The organism is Chromobacterium sp. FG22 (genome assembly GCF_057809415.1).
This window is the reverse complement of record NZ_JBMDJX010000038.1, coordinates 1-19,583: the sequence shown is the minus strand read 5'-3', so window position 1 is coordinate 19,583 and position 19,583 is coordinate 1. Positions and strand designations below refer to the sequence as shown.

The 19,583-nt window shown below is 64.8% G+C and carries 16 protein-coding genes; 10 read left to right on the top strand and 6 right to left on the bottom strand.

The genetic code is table 11. From position 1 onward, the window contains the following. Window positions 1-79: 79 nt before the first annotated feature. From ACODSD_RS22830 to ACODSD_RS22805, 6 genes are all read left to right on the top strand, one after another. Entirely contained in the window at window positions 80-295 is a 216-nt protein-coding gene (locus tag ACODSD_RS22830; RefSeq protein ID WP_107799982.1) for an RNA-binding S4 domain-containing protein, read from the top strand. Further along, the gene (locus tag ACODSD_RS22825) at window positions 292-480 is read left to right on the top strand and encodes an oxidoreductase-like domain-containing protein (protein WP_019101808.1); all 189 of its coding nucleotides are present in this window, start codon (window positions 292-294) and stop codon (window positions 478-480) included. The genes ACODSD_RS22830 and ACODSD_RS22825 overlap by 4 nt, the downstream gene beginning before the upstream one ends. Window positions 481-482: 2 nt before the next feature. Next, on the top strand, window positions 483-1,352 hold the full coding sequence (locus tag ACODSD_RS22820; RefSeq protein ID WP_488878407.1) for a 3',5'-nucleoside bisphosphate phosphatase: 870 nt from the start codon (window positions 483-485) through the stop codon (window positions 1,350-1,352). A gap of 5 nt (window positions 1,353-1,357) precedes the next feature. Next, window positions 1,358-1,978, top strand: coding sequence for an L-threonylcarbamoyladenylate synthase (locus ACODSD_RS22815; RefSeq protein WP_107799980.1), 621 nt, complete (start codon window positions 1,358-1,360; stop codon window positions 1,976-1,978). 47 nt (window positions 1,979-2,025) lie between these two features. Further along, window positions 2,026-2,664, top strand: a complete 639-nt coding sequence (locus tag ACODSD_RS22810; RefSeq protein WP_107799979.1) for a site-2 protease family protein — start codon at window positions 2,026-2,028, stop codon at window positions 2,662-2,664. Window positions 2,665-2,839: 175 nt separating this feature from the next. Further along, window positions 2,840-4,036 carry a tryptophan--tRNA ligase gene (locus ACODSD_RS22805; protein WP_488878406.1) on the top strand — a complete coding sequence of 399 codons (1,197 nt, stop codon included), beginning with the start codon at window positions 2,840-2,842 and terminating at the stop codon, window positions 4,034-4,036. An 816-nt stretch (window positions 4,037-4,852) separates the two neighbouring features. Here ACODSD_RS22805 and ACODSD_RS22800 read toward each other — a convergent pair. From ACODSD_RS22800 to ACODSD_RS22790, 3 genes are all read right to left on the bottom strand, one after another. Further along, complete coding sequence (locus tag ACODSD_RS22800; RefSeq protein ID WP_486636746.1) at window positions 4,853-5,320, bottom strand: YbaK/EbsC family protein; 468 nt, start codon at window positions 5,318-5,320, stop codon at window positions 4,853-4,855. Window positions 5,321-5,392: 72 nt separating this feature from the next. Further along, window positions 5,393-6,520 (bottom strand): methyl-accepting chemotaxis protein, encoded by a 1,128-nt coding sequence (locus tag ACODSD_RS22795; RefSeq protein WP_107799976.1) that lies wholly within the window; start codon window positions 6,518-6,520, stop codon window positions 5,393-5,395. A gap of 125 nt (window positions 6,521-6,645) precedes the next feature. After that, entirely contained in the window at window positions 6,646-7,134 is a 489-nt protein-coding gene (locus ACODSD_RS22790) for an Lrp/AsnC ligand binding domain-containing protein (RefSeq protein WP_081547799.1), read from the bottom strand. A 136-nt stretch (window positions 7,135-7,270) separates the two neighbouring features. On the opposite strand from ACODSD_RS22790, the gene ACODSD_RS22785 reads away from it, so the two are divergent. The 4 genes from ACODSD_RS22785 (at window position 7,271) to ACODSD_RS22770 (ending at window position 16,765) form a co-directional block, all read left to right on the top strand. After that, entirely contained in the window at window positions 7,271-8,578 is a 1,308-nt protein-coding gene (locus ACODSD_RS22785; RefSeq protein ID WP_107799974.1) for a D-amino acid dehydrogenase, read from the top strand. Window positions 8,579-8,580: 2 nt separating this feature from the next. Then, window positions 8,581-9,648 (top strand): alanine racemase, encoded by a 1,068-nt coding sequence (gene alr / locus ACODSD_RS22780; RefSeq protein ID WP_253315671.1) that lies wholly within the window; start codon window positions 8,581-8,583, stop codon window positions 9,646-9,648. 268 nt (window positions 9,649-9,916) lie between these two features. Further along, on the top strand, window positions 9,917-11,581 hold the full coding sequence (locus tag ACODSD_RS22775) for a ShlB/FhaC/HecB family hemolysin secretion/activation protein (RefSeq protein WP_488878405.1): 1,665 nt from the start codon (window positions 9,917-9,919) through the stop codon (window positions 11,579-11,581). Between the two features lie 246 nt (window positions 11,582-11,827). Next, the gene (locus ACODSD_RS22770; protein WP_488878404.1) at window positions 11,828-16,765 is read left to right on the top strand and encodes a hemagglutinin repeat-containing protein; all 4,938 of its coding nucleotides are present in this window, start codon (window positions 11,828-11,830) and stop codon (window positions 16,763-16,765) included. Between the two features lie 67 nt (window positions 16,766-16,832). Here the strand turns inward: ACODSD_RS22770 and ACODSD_RS22765 are convergent, their stop codons facing one another. The 3 genes from ACODSD_RS22765 to ACODSD_RS22755 all read right to left on the bottom strand — a co-directional run bounded on the left by ACODSD_RS22765 (window position 16,833) and on the right by ACODSD_RS22755 (window position 19,382). Further along, window positions 16,833-17,693, bottom strand: a complete 861-nt coding sequence (locus ACODSD_RS22765; RefSeq protein WP_488878403.1) for a pirin family protein — start codon at window positions 17,691-17,693, stop codon at window positions 16,833-16,835. 26 nt (window positions 17,694-17,719) lie between these two features. After that, the gene (locus tag ACODSD_RS22760) at window positions 17,720-18,568 is read right to left on the bottom strand and encodes a pirin family protein (RefSeq protein WP_488878402.1); all 849 of its coding nucleotides are present in this window, start codon (window positions 18,566-18,568) and stop codon (window positions 17,720-17,722) included. A 130-nt stretch (window positions 18,569-18,698) separates the two neighbouring features. Then, the gene (locus tag ACODSD_RS22755) at window positions 18,699-19,382 is read right to left on the bottom strand and encodes a GntR family transcriptional regulator (protein ID WP_107799968.1); all 684 of its coding nucleotides are present in this window, start codon (window positions 19,380-19,382) and stop codon (window positions 18,699-18,701) included. Window positions 19,383-19,583: the final 201 nt, after the last annotated feature.

Below are 19,583 nucleotides of genomic sequence, written 5' to 3'. Positions count from 1 at the left end.
AAAAAGGCGTGAAAAATGAAGGCGCTGCGGTTCTTGTCCACAGCCCGCTCACAGCCCTGTCCCAATCGAGTGTGCAAAAATGAACGAAACCTTTGAATTGAGCGGCGAATACATCGCCTTGTGCGACCTGCTGAAAATCTGCAATGTCTGCGATTCCGGCGGCGCCGCCAAACATTTCATCGCCGAAGGCAATGTGCGAGTGGACGGCCAGGAGGAACTGCGCAAGACCTGCAAGATCCGCGCCGGCCAGCAGGTCAGCGGCGAAGGCTTTTCCATCCGCGTCGTGGCGGCATGAACGACGACGACTTCGACCCGCCGCCGGAAGCGCCCGAGCCCCCGCCGGACGACGCTTGCTGCGGCAGCGGCTGCGACCCGTGCATCTGGGACAGCTATAACGCCTTGATGACGGAATACCGCGCCAAACTGGCCGCCTGGGAGTTGCGCGAAGCCGCGCGCCAGGCCGCCGCCAACGGACAATAAGCATGGCCAGCATCGATCTGCATTTCCACTCCCACGCCTCCGACGGCGCTTTGCCGCCGGAGCAGGTGATCGCGCGCGCCGCCGAGCGCGAAGCCACCCTGGTGGCGCTGACCGACCACGACTGCACCCACGGCCTGGCCGCGGCGCGGGCCGAGGCGGCGCGCCAGGGCCTGGCCTTCCTCAACGGCGTCGAAGTCTCGGTTACCTGGGGCAAGCACACCGTGCACATCGTCGGCCTGGGCATAGACCCGGACCAGCCGACCTTGGCCGCCGGCCTGCAATCCATCCGCGACGGGCGCGTCAACCGCGCGCGGCAGATGTCGGACGAACTGGTCAAGGTGGGCATTCAGGGCGCGTTCGACGGCGCGATGGCCTTGTGCGACAACCCGGAAATGATAGGCCGCACCCACTTCGCCCGCTTCCTGGTCAATAGCGGCCAGGTCAAGGACGTGCGCACCGTGTTCCGCAAATTCCTGACGCCGGGCAAGCCCGGCTACGTGGCGCACGAATGGGCCGGCCTGGAAGACGCGGTGGGCTGGATTCTGGCCGGCGGCGGCGAGGCGGTGATCGCCCATCCCGGCCGTTACGATATGGGCCGCACCCTGATCGAGCGGCTGATCAACGATTTCAAGCAGACCGGCGGCCGCGGCATTGAAGTGGCCAGCGGCAGCCACAGCCTGGACGATATGCACAAGTTCGCCTTGCTGGCGGACCGCCACGAACTGTACTCCAGCGCCGGCAGCGATTTCCACGCTCCAGGCGAGGGCGGCCGCGACGTCGGCCGTACCGACGACCTGCCGCCGATCTGCAAACCCATCTGGGACGCGCTGGCCGCGCGCATCATCCGGCCGGCGGACCCGGCACAAGGCTGACCCACATGGCACAGTTTTTCATGATCCATCCGGACAATCCGCAAGCGCGGCTGGTGCGCGAAGCGGTGAAAATCCTGCGCGAGGGCGGGGTGGTGGTCTATCCCACCGACTCCTGTTACGCCTTGGGCTGCATGCTGGGCGACAAGCCGGCGATGGAGCGCATCCTGGAGATCCGCCAGCTGGACCTGCGTCACCACCTGACCCTGGTCTGCCACAATCTGTCGGAGCTGGCCAATTACGCCAAGGTGGACAACAGCCAGTTCCGCATGTTGAAGGCCGCCACCCCCGGCAGCTACACCTTCATCCTGCAAGCCACCCGCGAAGTGCCGCGCCGCACCCTGCACCCCAAGCGCTCCACCATCGGGCTGCGGGTGCCGGACCACAAGGTGGCGCTGGCCCTGCTGGAAGAGCTGGGCGAACCCATCCTGTCCTGTACCCTGATGCTGCCCGGCGACGAGGAACCGCTGACCGATCCGTATGAAATCCGCGAGCGGCTGGAGCACGCGGTGGACGCGGTGATAGACGGCGGCTGGTGCGGCACCGAGCCCACCACCGTGATCGACATGACCGAGGGCGTGGAGCTGCTGCGTCGCGGCAAGGGCGACCCGTCGCCGTTTGGTCTATAAACTCCGCTTTTGCCTCCCGACACCGTTTTCAACCCACAAGAGACATCATGGGCGACATTAACCTGATCCAGAAAATCACCATTTACGCGCTGCCGGTGCTGTTCGCCATCACCCTGCACGAGGCCGCCCACGCTTACGCCGCGCGCCGTTTCGGCGACAGCACCGCCTATATGATGGGGCGGATGACGCTGAACCCGCTCAAGCACATCGACCCGATCGGCACCGTGCTGCTGCCCTTGCTGTCGGTGACGCTGGGTGGCTTCATCTTTGGCTGGGCCAAGCCGGTGCCGGTCAACTTCGGCGCGCTGCGCAAGCCGCGCGAGCACGGCCGGCTGGTGGCCGCCGCCGGGCCCGCCTCCAATCTGCTGATGATGCTGATGTGGGTGCTGCTGTTCAAACTGGCCATCGGCATGGATACCAGCTACAGCGAGCCGCTGGCGCTGATGAGCCAGGCCGGCATCGGCATCAATATCTCGCTGATGCTGCTCAATCTGCTGCCCATCCTGCCGCTGGACGGCGGCCGCATCGTGGAGAGCTTTCTGCCGCCCGGCATGGCCTGGAAATACGCCAAGCTGGAGCCTTACGGCATGTGGGTGCTGCTGGCCTTGATCTTCACCGGCCTGCTGACCACCATTTTGCGGCCGTTCTACGGCCTGATGTACGGCCTGGTGCGCGCCCTGATCTAAGAGTGTGTTTACGATCTTGCGAGCTAGAGCGAGACAAGGCGTACTCCCCGTGTAACGCTCCACGACGCGCAGCAGATCGTAAACCGACTCTCAAGCGCCCGGCTCACCCCAATCCTGACGCGCCGGACTTCGTTTCCGGCGCGGTCGCGCTTATTTTCTGAAACGGAATTCAAACATGTTCGCCAACCGCATTCTCTCCGGCATGCGCCCCACCGGCAGCCTGCACCTTGGCCACTACCACGGCGTGATCAAGAACTGGGTGCAGCTGCAAAGCACTCACGACTGCTACTTCATGGTGGCGGACTGGCATGCGCTGACCACCAATTACGACGACGTCTCCATCATCGGCAAGAGCGTGTGGGACATGGTGATAGACTGGCTGGCCGCCGGCGTGGACCCGGAACAGGCCACCGTCTTCATCCAGTCCAAAGTGCCGCAGCACGCGGAACTGCACCTGGCGCTGTCCATGGTGACCCCGCTGTCCTGGCTGGAGCGCGTGCCCACCTACAAGGACCAGATCGAAAAACTGTCCACCAAGGACCTGGGCACTTACGGCTTCCTCGGCTACCCGCTGCTGCAGGCCGCCGACATCCTGATCTATAAGGCCGGCCTGGTGCCGGTGGGCGAAGACCAGGTGCCGCACATCGAACTGACCCGCGAAGTGGCGCGCCGCTTCAACAACCTGTTTGGCCGCGAACCCAACTTCGAAGAACTGGCCCGCGCCGCGGTGAAGAAGATAGGCAAGACCGGCAAGGAGTTCGACCGCCTGCGCACCGCCTATCTGCAAGACGGCAACGCCGAAGCCTTGGCCGGCGCGCGCGAAATCCTGGCCGCCAGCCAGAATCTGGGCGCGGCGGACCGCGAGCGGCTGTTTGGCTGGCTGGAGAACAAGGGCAAGAGCATTCTGGCCGAATGCGAGGCGATGCTGACCGAGGCGTCCAAGATGCCGGGCCTGGACGGCCAGAAGATGTCCAAATCCTACGGCAACACCATCACCATGCGCGAAGACCCGGCCACCGTCACCAAAAAAGTGCGGGCGATGCCGACCGATCCGGCCCGCGTGCGCCGCACCGATCCGGGCAGCCCGGACAAATGCCCGGTATGGCAGCTGCACCAGGTGTACAGCGACGCCGATACCCGCGAATGGGTGAAGCAGGGCTGTACCAGCGCCGGCATCGGTTGCCTGGATTGCAAGCAACCGGTGATAGACGGCGTACTCCGCGAACAGCAGCCGATGTTTGAACGCGCCGAGCAGTATCTGAGCAACCCCAAGCTGGTCAAGGAAGTGGTGGCCGCCGGCAACGCCAAGGCCGAGCAAGTGGCGCGCGCCACCATGCAGGACGTCAAGGCAGCGATGGGGCTGGGCTACTGAGCGCCTTCGTCTGGATGGATGTGAAACGCCCGGCTTGCCGGGCGTTTTTCTTGGCATGGCGGACGCCGGCGGCGCGGATCGCGCCGTCTTGACTTATCCATTGGCCTCGCCAACAATCCCCGCGTGCCGTCGCAATCTCGGCACAAGGGGTTTAGCAGCCCTTCTTGCATCTTGGCAGACCAAGCGACTTCGTCGTGGCTTGGTTTGTGTCGGCGCACGCATAGATGGCAGGCGCTGGCGGGGAGCCCCTCGTGGGCTGCCGGTTCCAAGATGCCGGTCTGCTAACCCTGTCAGGTGCCTGCCGCTCCCGTTTAGCAGCGGGAAGCAGGCTTAACCCATCTTGGAGGTGTAAGTCATGATTGATTCGAATCGCGTTCCGCGAACCTTGTTTTCCCTTGACCCTGACAGCCTGAAAGCCGGCTACCGCCGCGCCTAAGCGCTGACTCCTGGCTGCGTCTGCTCGGCCTGTATGTCGCCGCGCCGTATGGCAAGACGGTGGCGGCGCCTTGGTTGGGATGCGCGGGCGTCTCAATAGCGCGCCGGCCTGGCGTGGCAGGCGGCGGGGATTCCGCCGCGGGAAAGCTTGAGCCGTCGTTTGGCGACAAACGGCGGCTTTTTGCATCGGTTCGGCCGCGCGGCTAGGGACTAGGCGCGGCGGAGCGTAAACCGCTTCTTAGAACCTGTTCATAATCTGCTGTGCTGCGGCGATACGGCGTTGAAAACAAGCTCAAAATGCTCATGTACCACGTGTACATTCCGCTTTTTCGCTCGTTTTCGCCTTGTCTCGCCCTTGCTCGCGAGATTTTGAACAGGCTCTTAGGCAAAAGCCTGACACACATCCACCCAGTCGGCCTGGGTGATGTGGTGTAGCTGCTGCGGCGACAAGCGCACCGCGCTGTGGACGGCGCCGGCGGCCGGCAGCACTTCGTCGTAGGCTTGCAGCGACACGTCCAGATAAACGGGCAGATCGGTGGCGAGGCCAAACGGGCAGACACCGCCCACCGGGTGGCCGGTGATGGCCTCCACCTCGTCCGGCGGCAGCATCTTGCCCTTGCCGAAGGCGTCCTTGAACTTGCGGTTGTCGATGCGGGCGTCGCCGCGCGCCACCAGGATCACGTCGCGGCCGTCGTTCAGGCGGAAGGCCAGGGTCTTGGCGATGCGGCCGGGCTCCACGTCGTGGGCTGCGGCGGCTTCCGCCACGGTGGCGGTGCTGACTTCCAGTTCTATGATGGGGATGTCCAGCTGACGGGCGGCGAAAAACGCCTGGACGGACGCTAAGCTCATGTCTGGCCTCGAAGCGAAGGGTGGAGCGTTTCATTATTCCGCCCCATCCTTTGCTTGTGAAGCGTTTTTGCTTCAGTCCTGCCGGGTAATGTCGCTGAGCTTATCGGCGATATCCTGCGAGGTGGCGGCCTGTTCTTCCGAGGCGTTGGCGATTTCCACCACGAAATTGCGCATGGTGTTGATCTCGCCGACTATGGTTTGCAAGGCGCCCTCGGCGCGCTGGAAGTCGTTTTCCGTGGTTTGAACCTGTTCGCGGCCCTGTTCGATGGCGCGCACGTTTTGCTGCACCTCGCCCTGGATCGCGCGGATCATGTCGCCGATTTCCTGGGTGGCCTTGGTGGTGCGTTCGGCCAGCTTGCGCACTTCGTCCGCCACCACGGCGAAGCCGCGGCCCATCTCGCCGGCGCGCGCCGCCTCGATCGCCGCGTTCAAGGCTAAGAGATTGGTCTGATCGGCGATGTCCTTGATCACGTTGACGATGTGGCCGATGGCTTCCGAGCGCTGGCCCAGCGAGACCAGGCTGTCCGCGGTCTGGCGCACCATGGCGCCCACCTGCTGCATGCCCTGATTGGTGTCGCTGACGATGGCCATGCTTTTCTTGGCCTCGCCCAGCATCAGCTCTGAGGATTCGGAGGCGGCGGCGGTTTGCACCGCCACATTCTGGATGGTGGCGCTCATCGCCTGCATGTTTTCGGACAGTTCGTTGATGCGGACCTCCAGGAAGTCGCGGCGCTGATTGCCCTGGTCCTGCAATTGCTGGGCGAGCATTTCGGCGGAGACGTCCTGAAAGCTGGCCATGAAGCACAGCAGTTGATCGGGGTGGGCGGAGTCCCAGATCGGAAACACCTTGGTCTTGAACATGACTTCGCCCACCGGAATCATCGCGATATGTTGGTCTATCTTGCGGCTGGCCAGGTCGGCCAGGATGCGGCGGTTGTACTCCGGATCGCGGTGGAATTGGTGGATGCTGTGGCCGTGGGCGTGGTTGACGTCGACGCCGGCGCGGAATTTCTGGTTCATCATTTCTCGATGCCGGCTCAGGATGTCGCGCGCGGTCTTGTTCATATAGAAGATCGCGTTGTCGCGGCTGGTGTCGCACAGCATGATCAGATTGTCCGCGTGGTCCAGCACGCTTTCCAGTTGGCGCACCTGCCGCGCCGCGTCCGCGGTCTTGTCGACCGCCTTCATGAAGCCGAACATCCTCATCTCCCGCCTAGGTAGTTTTACGCTAGCAACAGCTGCTTGTGGTTTGGCTGAGGCGGGAGGGGAATGCAAGCCTTTTTTGATTTAAATCAAAGGCAAGAGTGTGATTTTAAACGGCTAATTTATTCTCCCAGCGGCAGAAGCAAGGTCTCCTTGACCTCTTCCATCACCACATAGCTTTTGGATTCCTTGGCCGAGGGCAGTTGCAGCAGGATGTCGCCCAGCAGCTTGCGGTACATCGACATGTCCGGGATGCGGGCCTTGATCAGGTAGTCGAATTCGCCGGAGACCAGGTGGCATTCGAGTATTTCCGGGATGCGCATGATTTCGCGGCGGAAGGCGTCGAAGATATTGCCGGATTTGGCTTCCAGCTTGATTTCCACGAACACCAGCAGCGCCGCGCCCATCGCGTGCGGATTGAGCCGGGCGTAATAGCCTTCGATGATGCCGTCGCGCTCCATCCGCCGCACCCGCTCGGTGCACGGCGTGGTGGAAAGTCCCACCTTTTCAGAGAGTTCCGTCATCGAGATGCGGCCGTTTTTCTGCAGCAGGCGCAGGATTTTCAGATCGGTTTTATCCAGCGCTTTGTCGCTGCTTGAACTTTTCTTCATGTTTTCACTATGTCTATGAAAGTTTGCAGTTTAAAAATCTGTAGTCTGACGCTACTTTGGTGAAAAAACCCAGTGTTTCATTAATATACTACGCAAAATCACTATAGCCATGTAGTGCTGCAAACGGAGAGAGAAAATGAAGGTGATCGTGCTGGGCGGCGGTGTTCTGGGCGTGTCCACGGCTTGGTATCTGGCCAAGGCGGGCTGCGATGTGACGGTGCTGGAGCGCCAGGAAGGCGTGGCTTTGGAAACCAGTTTCGGCAACGCCGGCCAGATTTCCCCCGGATACTCCACGCCCTGGGCCGCGCCGGGCATTCCGCTGAAGGCGGCCAAATGGCTGTTCCAGCGCCACGCGCCGCTGGCGGTGAAGCCGGACGGCAGCCTGTACCAACTGCAGTGGATCGCCAAGATGCTGGCCAACTGCAATGAAGACGCTTACGCGGTGAACAAGAGCCGGATGATGCGTCTGGCCGAATACAGCCGCGACAAGATGAAAGAGCTGCGCGCCGAAACCGGCATCGGCTACGAGGCGCGCCAGGGCGGCACGCTGCAGCTGTTCCGCAGCCAGGCCCAGGTGGACGGCGTCAGCAAGGATATCGCCGTGCTCAAGGAGTGCGGCGTGGATTTCAAAGTGCTGGACCGGGACGGCTGCGCCGAGGTGGAGCCGGCGCTGGCCAGCGTCAAGCACAAGCTGACCGGCGGCCTGCAACTGCCCAATGACGAAACCGGCGATTGCAATCTGTTCACCGCCCGTCTGGCCGAGATGGCGCGCGCCAAGGGCGTTGAGTTCCGCTTCGGCGTAAGCGTGGACGGCATCGAGAGCGACGGCAAGCGCATCACCGGCGTCCGCGTCGGCGACGATTTGCTGACCGCCGACCATTATGTGGTGGCGATGGGCAGCTTCTCCCGCGACATGGTCAAGACGCTGGGCATTGATATTCCGGTTTACCCGGTCAAGGGCTATTCGCTGACCGTGCCGATCACCAATCCGGCCGGCGCGCCGGTGTCCACGGTGCTGGACGAAACTTACAAGGTGGCGATCACCCGCTTCGACGACCGCATCCGCGTCGGCGGCATGGCCGAGTTGTCCGGCTACGATCTGTCGCTGAACCCGCGCCGCCGCGAAACGCTGGAAATGGTGGTGGGCGATCTGTACCCGAACGGCGGCGACATCCCGGCCGCCAGCTTCTGGACCGGTCTGCGGCCGATGACGCCGGACGGCACGCCCATCGTCGGCGGCACCCGCTTCGCCAATCTGTCGCTGAACACCGGCCACGGCACCCTGGGCTGGACCATGGGCGCCGGCTCCGGCAAGGTGCTGGCCGACATCATCACCGGCGCCAAGCCGGAGATCAGCCTGGACGGTCTGTCCATGCAGCGCTACGCCAAACAGGGCGAAACCCTGGTGGTGCCGGCCGCCCGGCCGGCCGTGGCGGGCGCCTGAGCATGCGGCCGCTGATCGCCACCATCCGCACCCAATACCTGCGCGACAACTATCTGCTGGCCAAGCGCCAGCACGGCGGGCGGGTATTGGCGGTGCTGAAGGCCAACGGCTACGGCCACGACGCGGCGCGTTGCGCCCAGGCGCTGGCCGATGTCGCCGACGGTTTCGCCGTCGCCTGTCTTGAGGAGGCGCTGCACCTGCGCGCCGCCGGCGTGAGCGCGCCCATCCTGCTGCTGGAAGGCGTGTTCGAGGCGGCCGAGCTGGCCGAAGTCGAGCGCCACCGGCTGTGGCTGGTGGTGCAGAGCGAAGAACAGCTGCGCATGCTGGAAGAGGCCCAGCCGGCCGCGCCGTTCCGCGTCTGGCTGATGCTGGACAGCGGCATGCACCGCGAGGGCTTTTTGCCGCGGCATTACCGCGCGGCCTGGGAGCGCTTGCAGGCCAGCGGCAAGGCGGAGAGCATCGTCAAGATGACCCACTTCGCCCGCGCCGACGAGCCGACGGTGCCGATGACCCTGGCGCAGATAGAAAGCTTCGACGCCGCCACCGCCGGCCTGCCGGGGGAGGAGAGCGTGGCCAATTCCGCCGGCATCCTGTGTCACCCGCGTTCGCGCCGCGACTGGGGCCGCGCCGGCATCCTGCTTTACGGCGCCAGCCCGCTGCCGGCGGGCTTCCCGCAGGGCGATGAGCTGAAACCGGTGATGCGGCTGAGCAGCCGCATCTTCGGCGTGCGCGAGCTGGCCGCCGGCGAGCCTATCGGCTACGGCAACAACTTTGTCACCGAACGGCCGACCCGGGTGGGCCTGATCGCCGGCGGGTACGCCGACGGCTATCCGCGGCTGGCGTCCAGCGGCAGCCCGGTGGCGGTGGACGGCCGCCGTTCGCGCATCATCGGCCGGGTGTCCATGGACATGATCACCGTGGACCTGAGCGACTTGCCTGCCGCCGGCATCGGCAGCGAGGTGGAGCTGTGGGGCGACGCGGTGTCGGTCAACGAGGTGGCCGCCGCCGCCGGCAGCATCGCCTATGAATTGCTGTGCAATATCAAGCGCGCCCACTTTGTGTTCGAATAAGTTTTTTCTGATCTTCTGAAAGATATTTCAGAATCAAACGACTAAGCGGAAAGCCCGGCCATTGGCCGGGTTTTTTTATTCGTATTGAATTTTATGTTGCGCTAAGGCCGCAAGGCTGGCATCAAGTCTGGGTAATAGTGTCATTATTTGATAATTATTCTCATTAGTCTGGACGCGTCATGGAATTTCTGTTTTCCTTTATTTAAAAATAGTTACGAATCCGATGATGATTAAATATAAAAAACCATCTCCAGCTCGGCTCTGGCGGATGGCGGGGATCGTTTGTTGGGGCGTGGCGGCGCAGGCCGCGGAAGTGCCCGGCATGTCTGGCAGCATGCATCAGCAAATGGAAAACGATTCGCGGCGCCTGTTGCAGGACAACAGCCGCCGTTTCGACGCCATCATTCAGCAGCAGCGGCTGCGGCAGATGCAGCCGGACAGCAATATGATGCGGAGGCCGCAAGCGGCCGATATGAGCGAGCTGGACTGCCTGCGCGTCAAGGGCGTGCGTCTGGCCGGCATCAAGCTGTTGAGCCGCAAGGAAGTGGCCTCGCTGGGCGAACTGGCCAGCGACTGCCTGAACAATGAAGAGTTGAACCGCTTCAGCCGCGGCTTGACCCAGCTCTATCTGAAGAAGGGCTATATCGCCGCGCGCGTGGCGGCCGAAGGGCCGGACGAGCAGGGCGTGCTGACCTTGCGCGTGCACGAAGGGCGGGTGGAGAAGATCGTCAGCGACGACCGGCGCAGCAATCCGGCCACCTTGTTTCCCGGCGTGGTCGGCCGGCCGCTGAACATCCACGACGCCGACCAGGGCCTGGACCAGGCCAACCGCCTGCCGTCCAGCAAGGCGACGCTGGACATCCTGCCCGGCGAAACCGTGGGCGGCTCCATTCTGAGCCTGCGCAACAATAAGGACGCGCCCTGGCGCTTGAACTTCAACGCCGACAACACCGGCCGCGACAGCACCGGCCGGGTGCAGGCCGGCGTGGGCCTGTCCTGGGACAGCCCGCTGGGTCTGTCCGATTTCGTCAGCGTGTCGGCGCAACGCACCAGCAACGACAACGCGGTGCGGCACAGCCGCAGCGAATCGCTGTTTTACTCCCTGCCTTACGGCTATTGGACTTTCAGCGCCTTCGCCAGCCGCGCCGATTATCTGAACCCGCTGCAATTGCAGCACAACGCGGTGAATTTGTCCGGCCGCACCGCCCAGAGCGGCCTGCGCGTGGACCGGGTGGTGAGCCGCGGCCAGAACCAGACCACCTCGCTGACGGCGCAACTGACGCATAAACGGGTGCGCAATTACTTTCTCGACAGCGAGATCGAGATCACCAGCCCCACGCTGAGCGTGGCCGAGCTGGGCCTGTCCCGGCTGCAATTGCTCAGCGGCGGCGTGTTGATCGCGGACGCCGGCGTGCAGCGCGGCACGCGCTGGCTGGGCGCCAGCGCGCCGGACCCGCGCGCGCCGGACGGACCCAACCCGCAGTTCACCAAGTGGAAGGCTTCGCTGAACTGGTTTCAAAGCCTGGGTCTGCCCGGCGGACCGTATCAGCTCAATAGCGCGCTGACCGGCCAGACCAGCCGCGATTATCTGCCCGGCGTCGAGCAGATGGACGTGTCCGACGCCAGCGCGGTGCGCGGTTTCCGCCGCAACACCCTGGCTGGGGAAACCGCCTGGTCCTGGCGCAATACCTTGTCGCGCCGCTTTGAGCTGGCCGGCGTCGGCGTGACGCCGCGTATTGGTTTGGACGGCGGCCGGGTGTTGCCGCATCGCTCGGTCCAGCAATGGCAGAGCATTGCCGGCGCCAGCCTGGGCCTGGCTTTCAGCTACCGCAAGGCCAGCCTGGACCTGGAATACAGCCGGCCCTTGTACAAGCCCGCCGGCTGGCAGCAGGAAGGCCATCAGCTGTTCGCCAAGCTGGCGCTGTCCTGGTGATGCTTTTGGCATTTATTTTTTATCGTGAATATTTTTTGAAAGAAATTAGCTGCGAAAGCGACTAAGCGATATTGGCAGTATTTCATTTGAATTGATTTAAAAAGAGACGTAGATTCGAAATCAAACGTATGTTTCATTGTGGGCGGATCCGGCTGGCAGGCTGGAGAGGCCCACGGAACATGGGGCGTTTGGATAGACGGTTTTGGACCGGATCTGCTTGTTCTCTGAATGAACGGGACTCAAATCATGAAGAAAAAAATAAATTTCGGCTTATCGGTAACGGGGAAAGTGGCCGCGGCGCTGACTCTGGCGTTTTGGGCGGTGGAAGCCGCGATGGCGGCCGGCATCGTCGCCGGCGGCAACGGCGCGCAGCCGCAGGTGAGCAACGCCGCCAACGGCGCGGCGGTGGTCAATATCGTGGCGCCCAGCGCCGCGGGCCTGTCGCATAACCAATACCAGGATTTCAACGTCGGCAAGCCCGGCGCGGTGTTCAACAACTCCGCCGCCGGCGGCCAATCGCAGCTGGCCGGTCAGTTGGGCGCCAACGCCTTGCTGGGCGGGCGCGAAGCCAGCGTGATCTTGAACGAAGTGATCAGCCGCAACCCGTCCTTGCTGTTGGGCAAGCAGGAAGTGTTCGGCAAGGCCGCCGACTATGTGCTGGCCAACCCCAACGGCATCACCTGCAGCGGCTGCGGCTTCATCAACACGCCGCGCGCTTCGCTGCTGGTGGGCAACGCCAATATCGAAAACGGCGCCATCGCCTCCTTGCAGGCGGCGATGAACGGCAACGCGCTCAGCGTCAACGGCGCCGGTCTGAGCGGCGTCAACGTGCTGGACCTGATCGCGCCGCGCATCGATGTGCGCGGCAATGTCGCCGCGCGCGAGCAACTCAATGTCCGCGCCGGTTTCAACCTGGTGGATTACCAGGGTCAGGACGCCAAGGTGTTGCGCAGCGATAAGGCGCCGGAAGGCGTGGGCTCGCTGGACAGCGTGTTCCTGGGCGCGATGCAGGCCGGCCGCATCAATATCATCAGCACCGCCGACGGCGCCGGCGTCAATGTGGGCGGCAGCCTGAACGGCGCGCAGGAAGTGTCGGTGGACGCGCGCCAGGGCAAACTGGCGCTGGAAGGCGCGCAGATCCGCGCCAGCGAAGGCAAGGTGGCCCTGGCCGCGCGCCAGATCGACAGCCGCGGCCGGGCGGAAACCTCCACCACCCAAGACAGCGGCCACGACGAGAGCTGGTTTATCTGGAAAACCGGTGAAAGCAATACCGCCAGCAATGGCAGCGATACCCGCATCAAGCGCAGCGTCATCAGCGCGCGCGACGATGTGAGCCTCAGCGCCGGCGACGCGGCGACCTTGGCCGCCACCGACATCAATGGCCGCAATGTGGCGCTCAGCGGCAAGGATTTGACGCTGGACAGCCAAGTGGCGGACAGCGCGTCCAGCAACAGCAATCACGCCTGGAAAAACTCCTGGGCCTATAACCGCGACCAAAGCGAAACCAGCCAGCGTCAGGAAGGCGTGCGCATCCGCGCCGAGCAGGACGCCACGCTGACCGCGGCGGCAACGGCGGCGGACAACCAGGCGGTGGACGGCGCGCAGCCGCGCGGCCAGATCGCCATCCGCGGCGGCAGCGTCAGCGCCGGCCAGGACATCCGCCTGCAGGCCGACGGCGGCGTGAAGCTGAGCGGCGTGACGGAAACCGATACCCGCAGCGATAGGGGCAATCGCAAGAACGACGGCGCCAGCCTGGAAACCGGCTCTTGGGACCATGCTTCCAGCGAGCAACGCCTGGCGCAAAGCCAGCTGCGCGCCGGCCGCGATCTGGATATCCGCGCCAGCGGCGACATCGACGCCAAGGCGGCCAAGCTGGCCGCCGGCCGCGACGCCTCCCTGGACGCGGGCGGCGCGCTCGGCCTGGGCGTGCAGCAGACGACGAGCCAGAACAGCCAGCGCAACGACCAGGTGTACTGGGGCGGCATCGGCGGCGGCGGCAACCGCGACAACGGCAAGACCGACACCGTCAACACCGGCAGCGATCTGACCGCCGGCGGCAAGCTGACGCTGCGCGGCGACAGCGTGGCCATCGCCGGCAGCCGCGCCCGCGGCGAGCGGGACGCGGTGGCGATCAGCCGCAACGGCGACATCAGCATCGACAGCGTGGTCAACCAATCGCAAACCCGCACCGATCAGCGCAGCGGCACCGCCTTCAACATCACCAAGAGCAGCAGCAAGGGCAACGCCAGCCAGCAGCAGGCGGTCAACGCCGAGCTGAAGTCCGACACCAATCTGAGCATCCAGTCCGCCAAGGACGTGGCGATCAGCGGCAGCCAGGTGCGCGCAGGCGGCGAATTGAACGTGGCCGCCAACGGCGACATCAAGGTGGCGGCGTCGCAGACCCGCGACACGGTGAAGAGCAAGGACACCGAGCTGGCGCTGCGCGGCGTCGGCGAAATCACCGGCGACAAGCAGTACCGCGGCGGCGTGCGCATCGAGCACAGCAGCAGCAGCGTGGACCGCGACGCGACCCAGAACCAGGCGGCGACGCTGTCCGGCGACAAGGTGGCGCTCAATGCCCAGGGCGATCTGACGGTGACCGGCTCCAAGCTGAACGCCGGCGCCGGCGGCGCGGCCCTCAGCGGCCAGAACGTCAGCCTGAACGCGGCGCAGGATACGGTGAAGGAAAGCAAGAGCAGCAGCGTCACCGGCGGCGGCCTCTATATCGACGCCGGCCTGGACAAGACCGGCGTGGCGCTGGGCGTGGACCAGAAGAACAGCCGCAGCCAGTCCGACAGCAGCGCGGCCCAGGTCAGCGCGATCAACTCCAAGGGCGGGGTCAGCATCGTGGCCGGCAACGGCGACGGCGACATCCGCAACCAGGGCGCCCAGGTCAAGGCTGATGGCGACATCAAGCTGGCCGGCGGCCGCATCGACAACCAGGCGGCCAACAGCAGCCAGAAAACCACTACCGACAGCAGTCATTGGGGCGTGGAAGTGGGCGTCAACGCCGATTACAGCGGCGTGACCCGTCCGCTGGTGGCGGCCGGCGAAAAAGTGGCCAAGGGCGATGTGATCGGCGCGGCAGGCGCCGCCGGCGATCTGGGCGCGGCCAATCTGGGCGTGGATGTCGGCGTCAAGGCCGGCGTCGGCTCGGAGACCCGCCAATCCAGCACCGCGCAGGCCAGCAGCCTGAACGGCGGCAATATCAAGGTGGACGCCAAGGCCGGACTCAGCGATCAAGGCACCCAGTACCAGGCCGGCAACACGGTGGAGATTAAGGCGGACAGCCATCAGTTCAGCGCCGCGGCCAATACCCAGAGCCAGAGCGGCAGCAAGACCGAGGCCGATGTCGGCGTGCGCGTCTACACCACCACCGGCGAGGACGTGAACGTCAAGGCGGCCGGCAGCGGCAGCACGGTGACGAGCGCCTCGTCCAGCTCCACCGCGGTCACCGGCGGCATCCGCGCCGGCAACGGCGTCAAGGTGGACGTGGACAACAACGCCGCTTACCAGGGCGTGACCATCGCCGGCGGCAAGGGCGCGGCCAGCGTCAACGCCGGCGGCGACCTGAGCTTCAGCCAGGCCAACAGCAGCAGCAGCAGCGAGCAGCGCACCGTGGGCGGCAAGGCCAATCTGGCCATCACCACCAGTCCGATCGAGGGCGGCGGCAAGAATGTCGGCGGCAGCGGCGCGGTGGCGGTGAACGTGGACAAGCAGCAAGCCAAGTCCAGCACCGCCGTGACCGGCGGCGTGGACGCCGATGCCGGCGTGAGCTTGACGGCCGGCGGCAAGCTGGGTCTGCAGGGCGATAAGATCGCCAGCCGCGGCGACGTGACGCTGCAGGGCGACAAGGTGGAGTTCAAGGCCGCCGAATCCAGCGCCGACAAGTCCGGCAGCCAGTGGGGCTTCGATCTCAAGGCCGGCGGCAGCCAGAGCAATGGCCAGGAGAAGGCGAGCAAGGGCTTCAATGTGGGCGCCGGCGGCAATTACGCCAGCACCGACGAGTCCAGCCGCAGCCAGACCGGCGGCAGCGTGGTCAGCGGCGGCAAAGCCAGCATAGCGGCCGGCAGCGGCGGCATCCGCCTGAGCGGCACTCAGGTGCAGGGCGACAGCGCCAAGCTGGACAGCCAGGGCGATATCCGCCTGGAGTCGGCGCAGTCCAGCAGCCAACGCAACAACTGGAGCGTGGCCGGCAATATCGGCGGCGGCAACAAGGCCAGCAGCGACAAGGAAAACGGCCAGATCAAACCTGACAGCACCAAGAACGTGCACGACATCAAGGCCGGCCTGGAGGTGAAGGTGGATCAGCAGGACAAGCTGAGCAACGCCAACGCCAGCGTGACCGCCAAGCAGCAAGTGGAACTGAACGCCGAAGGCAACGCCACCCTGGCCGGCGCCAATGTCAGCGGCAAGACCGTCACTGGCCAGGTGGGCGGCAAGCTGGCGCTGGAAAGCCGTCAGGATCGCGACAATAGCGTGAAGGTGGACGTGGCGCTGGGCGTCAACAGCTCCAACGGCAAGGAGGCCAGCCTGGTCGATCAGGCCGCCGACAAGGCCGGTCCGCTGAAGGACAAGGTGAAAGAGAAGGGCGCCGAGCTGGTCAACGCCGCGTCCGACAAGGTGAAGGAGAAGTACGACAGCCTGGCCTTCAACAAGGGCCTGAAGGAAGACACCACCAATGCGGTGAGCTTCAACGCCAACAGCGAAACCGTCACCCTGCCCGAGCAGCCGACTTCCGGCCCGGCCAAGTCCGGCACGCTGGACACGCTGGCGCGCAAAGGCGGCAATACGCTGAAGGACAAGCTGCTGAACGCCCAGGACAAGGGCACCGAGCTGAAGGCCGACGTGGACGTCAGCGTCAAGCGCGACAACTCGGTGGGCACGGTCACCGGCATCGCCGGCGCCGACGGCGTGACCCTGCAAGTGGGCGGCAAGACCCAGCTGACCGGCGCGACCGTGTCGTCCGCCAACGGCAAGGTGGACCTGGGCGATTCCAAGGTGGAAACCGCCGACATCGCTACCGAGAGCTACAAGGGCGGCGGCGGGGTCAAGCTGAACAGCACCCCGTCCGGCATCCTGAAGCAGGCGGTCAGCGACGTGACTTCCGGCAAGGCGCCGCTGATCCGCGCCGAGCATGAGAATACGCCGACCGTGGTGAAGGGCGGCATCCAGAGCAAGTAAGACGCTTGATCCAAGCGAAAACCCCCGCCGGGCAACTGGCGGGGGTTTTGTTTTTAGCCGGCCGCTCTCACAAGGGGATGAACTCGGTCTCGCCCGGCACCATCGGGAAATGCTGGGCGATCCAGTCCGCGCGCGCCTGGGCCAGCCGCTCGCGGCGGCTGGACACGAAGTTCCAGTCCAGATAGCGCGGGCTGGCCGGCGGCGTGCCGCCCAGCAGCATCACCCGGCTGTCGCGCCGCGCGATCAGTTCGCCGCCCTGGCCGGTTTGCAGCAGGCCCAATTCGTTGGCGTTCAGCACAGCGCCGTCCACGTCCAGTTCGCCGGCGGCGACATAGGCGGCCAGTTCGTCCACGCCTTCCGGCAGCGCCAGCCGCGCGCCGGCCGGCATGGCGGCGCTGGCGTAGAACACCGGCAGCGGATAGGCGACCGGCGAGCGACGGCTCCAGCCTTCGCCCATCAGCAGGTTCAGTTCCACCCCGTCTTGGTTCCAGCGCGGCAAGTCCTCGGCCGGGTAATGGGCGAAGGCCGGCTCGCATTCCTCCAGTTCATCCGGCAGCGCCAGCCACAGCTGCATGCCTTCCACCGCCACGCCTTGCTGGCGGATGTCGGCCGGCACCCGCTCGGAGTGGGTGATGCCGCTGCCGGCGGTCATCAGATTGACCGCGCCGGGCGCGATGCGCTGCACCGTGCCCAGGCTGTCGCGATGCATCATCGCGCCGGAGAACAGATAGGTGACGGTGGCCAGGCCGATGTGAGGATGCGGCCGCACATCGCCGGCGCTGCCTTCGGCGGCGAAACGGGCCGGGCCCATGTGATCGAGAAACACGAAGGGGCCGACGCGGCGCGCCTGGCGGGTGGGTAGCAGCCGGCGCACCGGAAAGCCGATGTCGCGGTCCAGGCTGGCGATGGTTTGGGTAAGCAGCGGCATGGCGGCTCCAGCTTAGGGTTTGAGGGTCAGAAGCGGCCGTCGCGAAAATCGGCTATCGCTTCTTCCACTTGTTCGCGCGTATTCATCACGAAGGGGCCCCATTGCGCGATGGGTTCGCCCAGGGGCTTGCCGGCAATCAGCAGCAAGCGGCTGTCGGCCGCGGCGCGGAGGCTGACGCCGTCGCTGTCGGCGCGGTTGTCCAGTACCGCCATCTGCCTTGCCTTGACGCCGCGCTGTTGCGCGCCGACGGCGATCTCACCCTGATAAACATAGAGGAAGGCGTTGTGGCCGGCGGGGATTTCCAGCGTCTCTTCGCCGCCGGCGTCCAGACGCAGGTCCAGGTACAGCGGTTCGGTGGCTTCGCGTTCCACCGCGCCGGCCTGGCCGCGCCAGTGGCCGGCGATCAGGCGGGCCTCGCCTTGGGCCGGCGCAGACGGAATCTCGGCGGCGGGGATGTCGCGATACCACGGCGCGCGCAGCTTGCGCTCCGCCGGCAGGTTCAGCCACAGCTGGAAGCCGTGCATCAGGCCATCCTCTTGTTCCGGCAGTTCGGAATGCACGATGCCGCGGCCGGCGGTCATCCATTGCACGCCGCCGGGGCCGAGCAGGCCTTCCTGGCCGGTATTGTCGCGGTGGCGCATGCGGCCGGCCAGCATATAGGTGATGGTTTCGAAGCCGCGGTGCGGATGGCTGGGAAAGCCGGCGATGTAGTCGTCGGGATTGTCGGAACGGAATTCGTCCAGCATCAGGAAAGGGTCCAGCCGCCTTTGCTGATCGGAGCCGAGCACGCGCAGCAGGCGCACGCCTGCGCCGTCCGACACCGCCTGGCCGTTGACCAGGCCTTCCGCTTCCCGGCTGATGAATGGGTGTTGCATGGCCATGTCTCCCTGTGGGGCCGGACTGGCGTCCGGCGGTTTACATGGCCGGATTATTGCGCGCCGCCGACGCGCTTGATAGCGCAAAGAATTGCGCGTCAGATTCAAAAAATCTGAACGCGCAGCGGCCTCAACTCAGGGCGGCTTGCTGGCTCTGTCCGCGCAGATAGTCTTCCAGCGCGTGGCCGGCGGACAGGATGTGGAAGCGGATGAATTCCGCCGCCTCGTCGGCCTTGCCCTGGCGGGACAGTTCCAGCAGCTTGCTGTGCTCCTCGTGCGCCCGCTCCATGGTGCGAGTGAACAGGATCTGCATCCTGGTGTAGCGGTCGGTCTTGTTGTGCAGCTGCTCGATCAGCGCCAGCGTGTTGGGCCGCTTGGCGGCGCGGTACAAGGCCAGGTGGAAGCGGGAGTTCAATTCCCCCCAGTGGCGCACGTCGTTGTTGCGCAGCGCTTGTTCGAATTCGCGCAGGGTTTGCTGGGCCAGATCGTGATCGGCCTTGGTGTGACAGGGGATGGCGGCTTTGAGCACCGAACCTTCCAGCATCGCGCGGATTTCCAGCAGCTCCAGCACGTCTTCCAGCGACAGCTTGGACACCAGCGCGCCCTTGTGGTCGATGATCTGGATCAGGCCTTCGGCTTCCAGCTGGCGCAGCGCCTCGCGCACCGGCACCCGGCTGACGCCGTATTCATTGGACAGCGCCTCTTGGCGCAGTTGTTGGCCATCGGCGAACTCCCCGGAGAGAATGCGCTGGCGCAGGGATTCGGTTACGGCACTGGTGAGCGTCTGGCGCTTGATCGGCTGCATGGTGGTCATGGTGGTGGGTGTCGTCGTCAGTCAAGCGGTGTCATGCAAATGTATTCGATTATACGGAGCTTGAACTGTCAGACAAGGCCCAAAACTGACCTTATGAGTCGCTAAAATGAAAAAACCCGGCGTTTGGCCGGGTTTTTTTTAAGATTTGGGGTGGATGATGGGGCTCGAACCCACGACAACAGGAATCACAATCCTGGACTC

Coding starts and splice junctions, on each gene's coding strand:
- ACODSD_RS22790 (WP_081547799.1), bottom strand. CDS start 7,134: ATGAAGAAAAGTTCAAGCAGCGACAAAGCGCTGGATAAAACCGATCTG.
- ACODSD_RS22825 (WP_019101808.1), top strand. CDS start 292: ATGAACGACGACGACTTCGACCCGCCGCCGGAAGCGCCCGAGCCCCCG.
- ACODSD_RS22810 (WP_107799979.1), top strand. CDS start 2,026: ATGGGCGACATTAACCTGATCCAGAAAATCACCATTTACGCGCTGCCG.
- ACODSD_RS22800 (WP_486636746.1), bottom strand. CDS start 5,320: ATGAGCTTAGCGTCCGTCCAGGCGTTTTTCGCCGCCCGTCAGCTGGAC.
- ACODSD_RS22755 (WP_107799968.1), bottom strand. CDS start 19,382: ATGACCACCATGCAGCCGATCAAGCGCCAGACGCTCACCAGTGCCGTA.
- ACODSD_RS22820 (WP_488878407.1), top strand. CDS start 483: ATGGCCAGCATCGATCTGCATTTCCACTCCCACGCCTCCGACGGCGCT.
- ACODSD_RS22830 (WP_107799982.1), top strand. CDS start 80: ATGAACGAAACCTTTGAATTGAGCGGCGAATACATCGCCTTGTGCGAC.
- ACODSD_RS22795 (WP_107799976.1), bottom strand. CDS start 6,520: ATGTTCGGCTTCATGAAGGCGGTCGACAAGACCGCGGACGCGGCGCGG.
- ACODSD_RS22805 (WP_488878406.1), top strand. CDS start 2,840: ATGTTCGCCAACCGCATTCTCTCCGGCATGCGCCCCACCGGCAGCCTG.
- ACODSD_RS22760 (WP_488878402.1), bottom strand. CDS start 18,568: ATGCAACACCCATTCATCAGCCGGGAAGCGGAAGGCCTGGTCAACGGC.
- alr (WP_253315671.1), top strand. CDS start 8,581: ATGCGGCCGCTGATCGCCACCATCCGCACCCAATACCTGCGCGACAAC.
- ACODSD_RS22785 (WP_107799974.1), top strand. CDS start 7,271: ATGAAGGTGATCGTGCTGGGCGGCGGTGTTCTGGGCGTGTCCACGGCT.
- ACODSD_RS22770 (WP_488878404.1), top strand. CDS start 11,828: ATGAAGAAAAAAATAAATTTCGGCTTATCGGTAACGGGGAAAGTGGCC.
- ACODSD_RS22765 (WP_488878403.1), bottom strand. CDS start 17,693: ATGCCGCTGCTTACCCAAACCATCGCCAGCCTGGACCGCGACATCGGC.
- ACODSD_RS22775 (WP_488878405.1), top strand. CDS start 9,917: ATGGCGGGGATCGTTTGTTGGGGCGTGGCGGCGCAGGCCGCGGAAGTG.
- ACODSD_RS22815 (WP_107799980.1), top strand. CDS start 1,358: ATGGCACAGTTTTTCATGATCCATCCGGACAATCCGCAAGCGCGGCTG.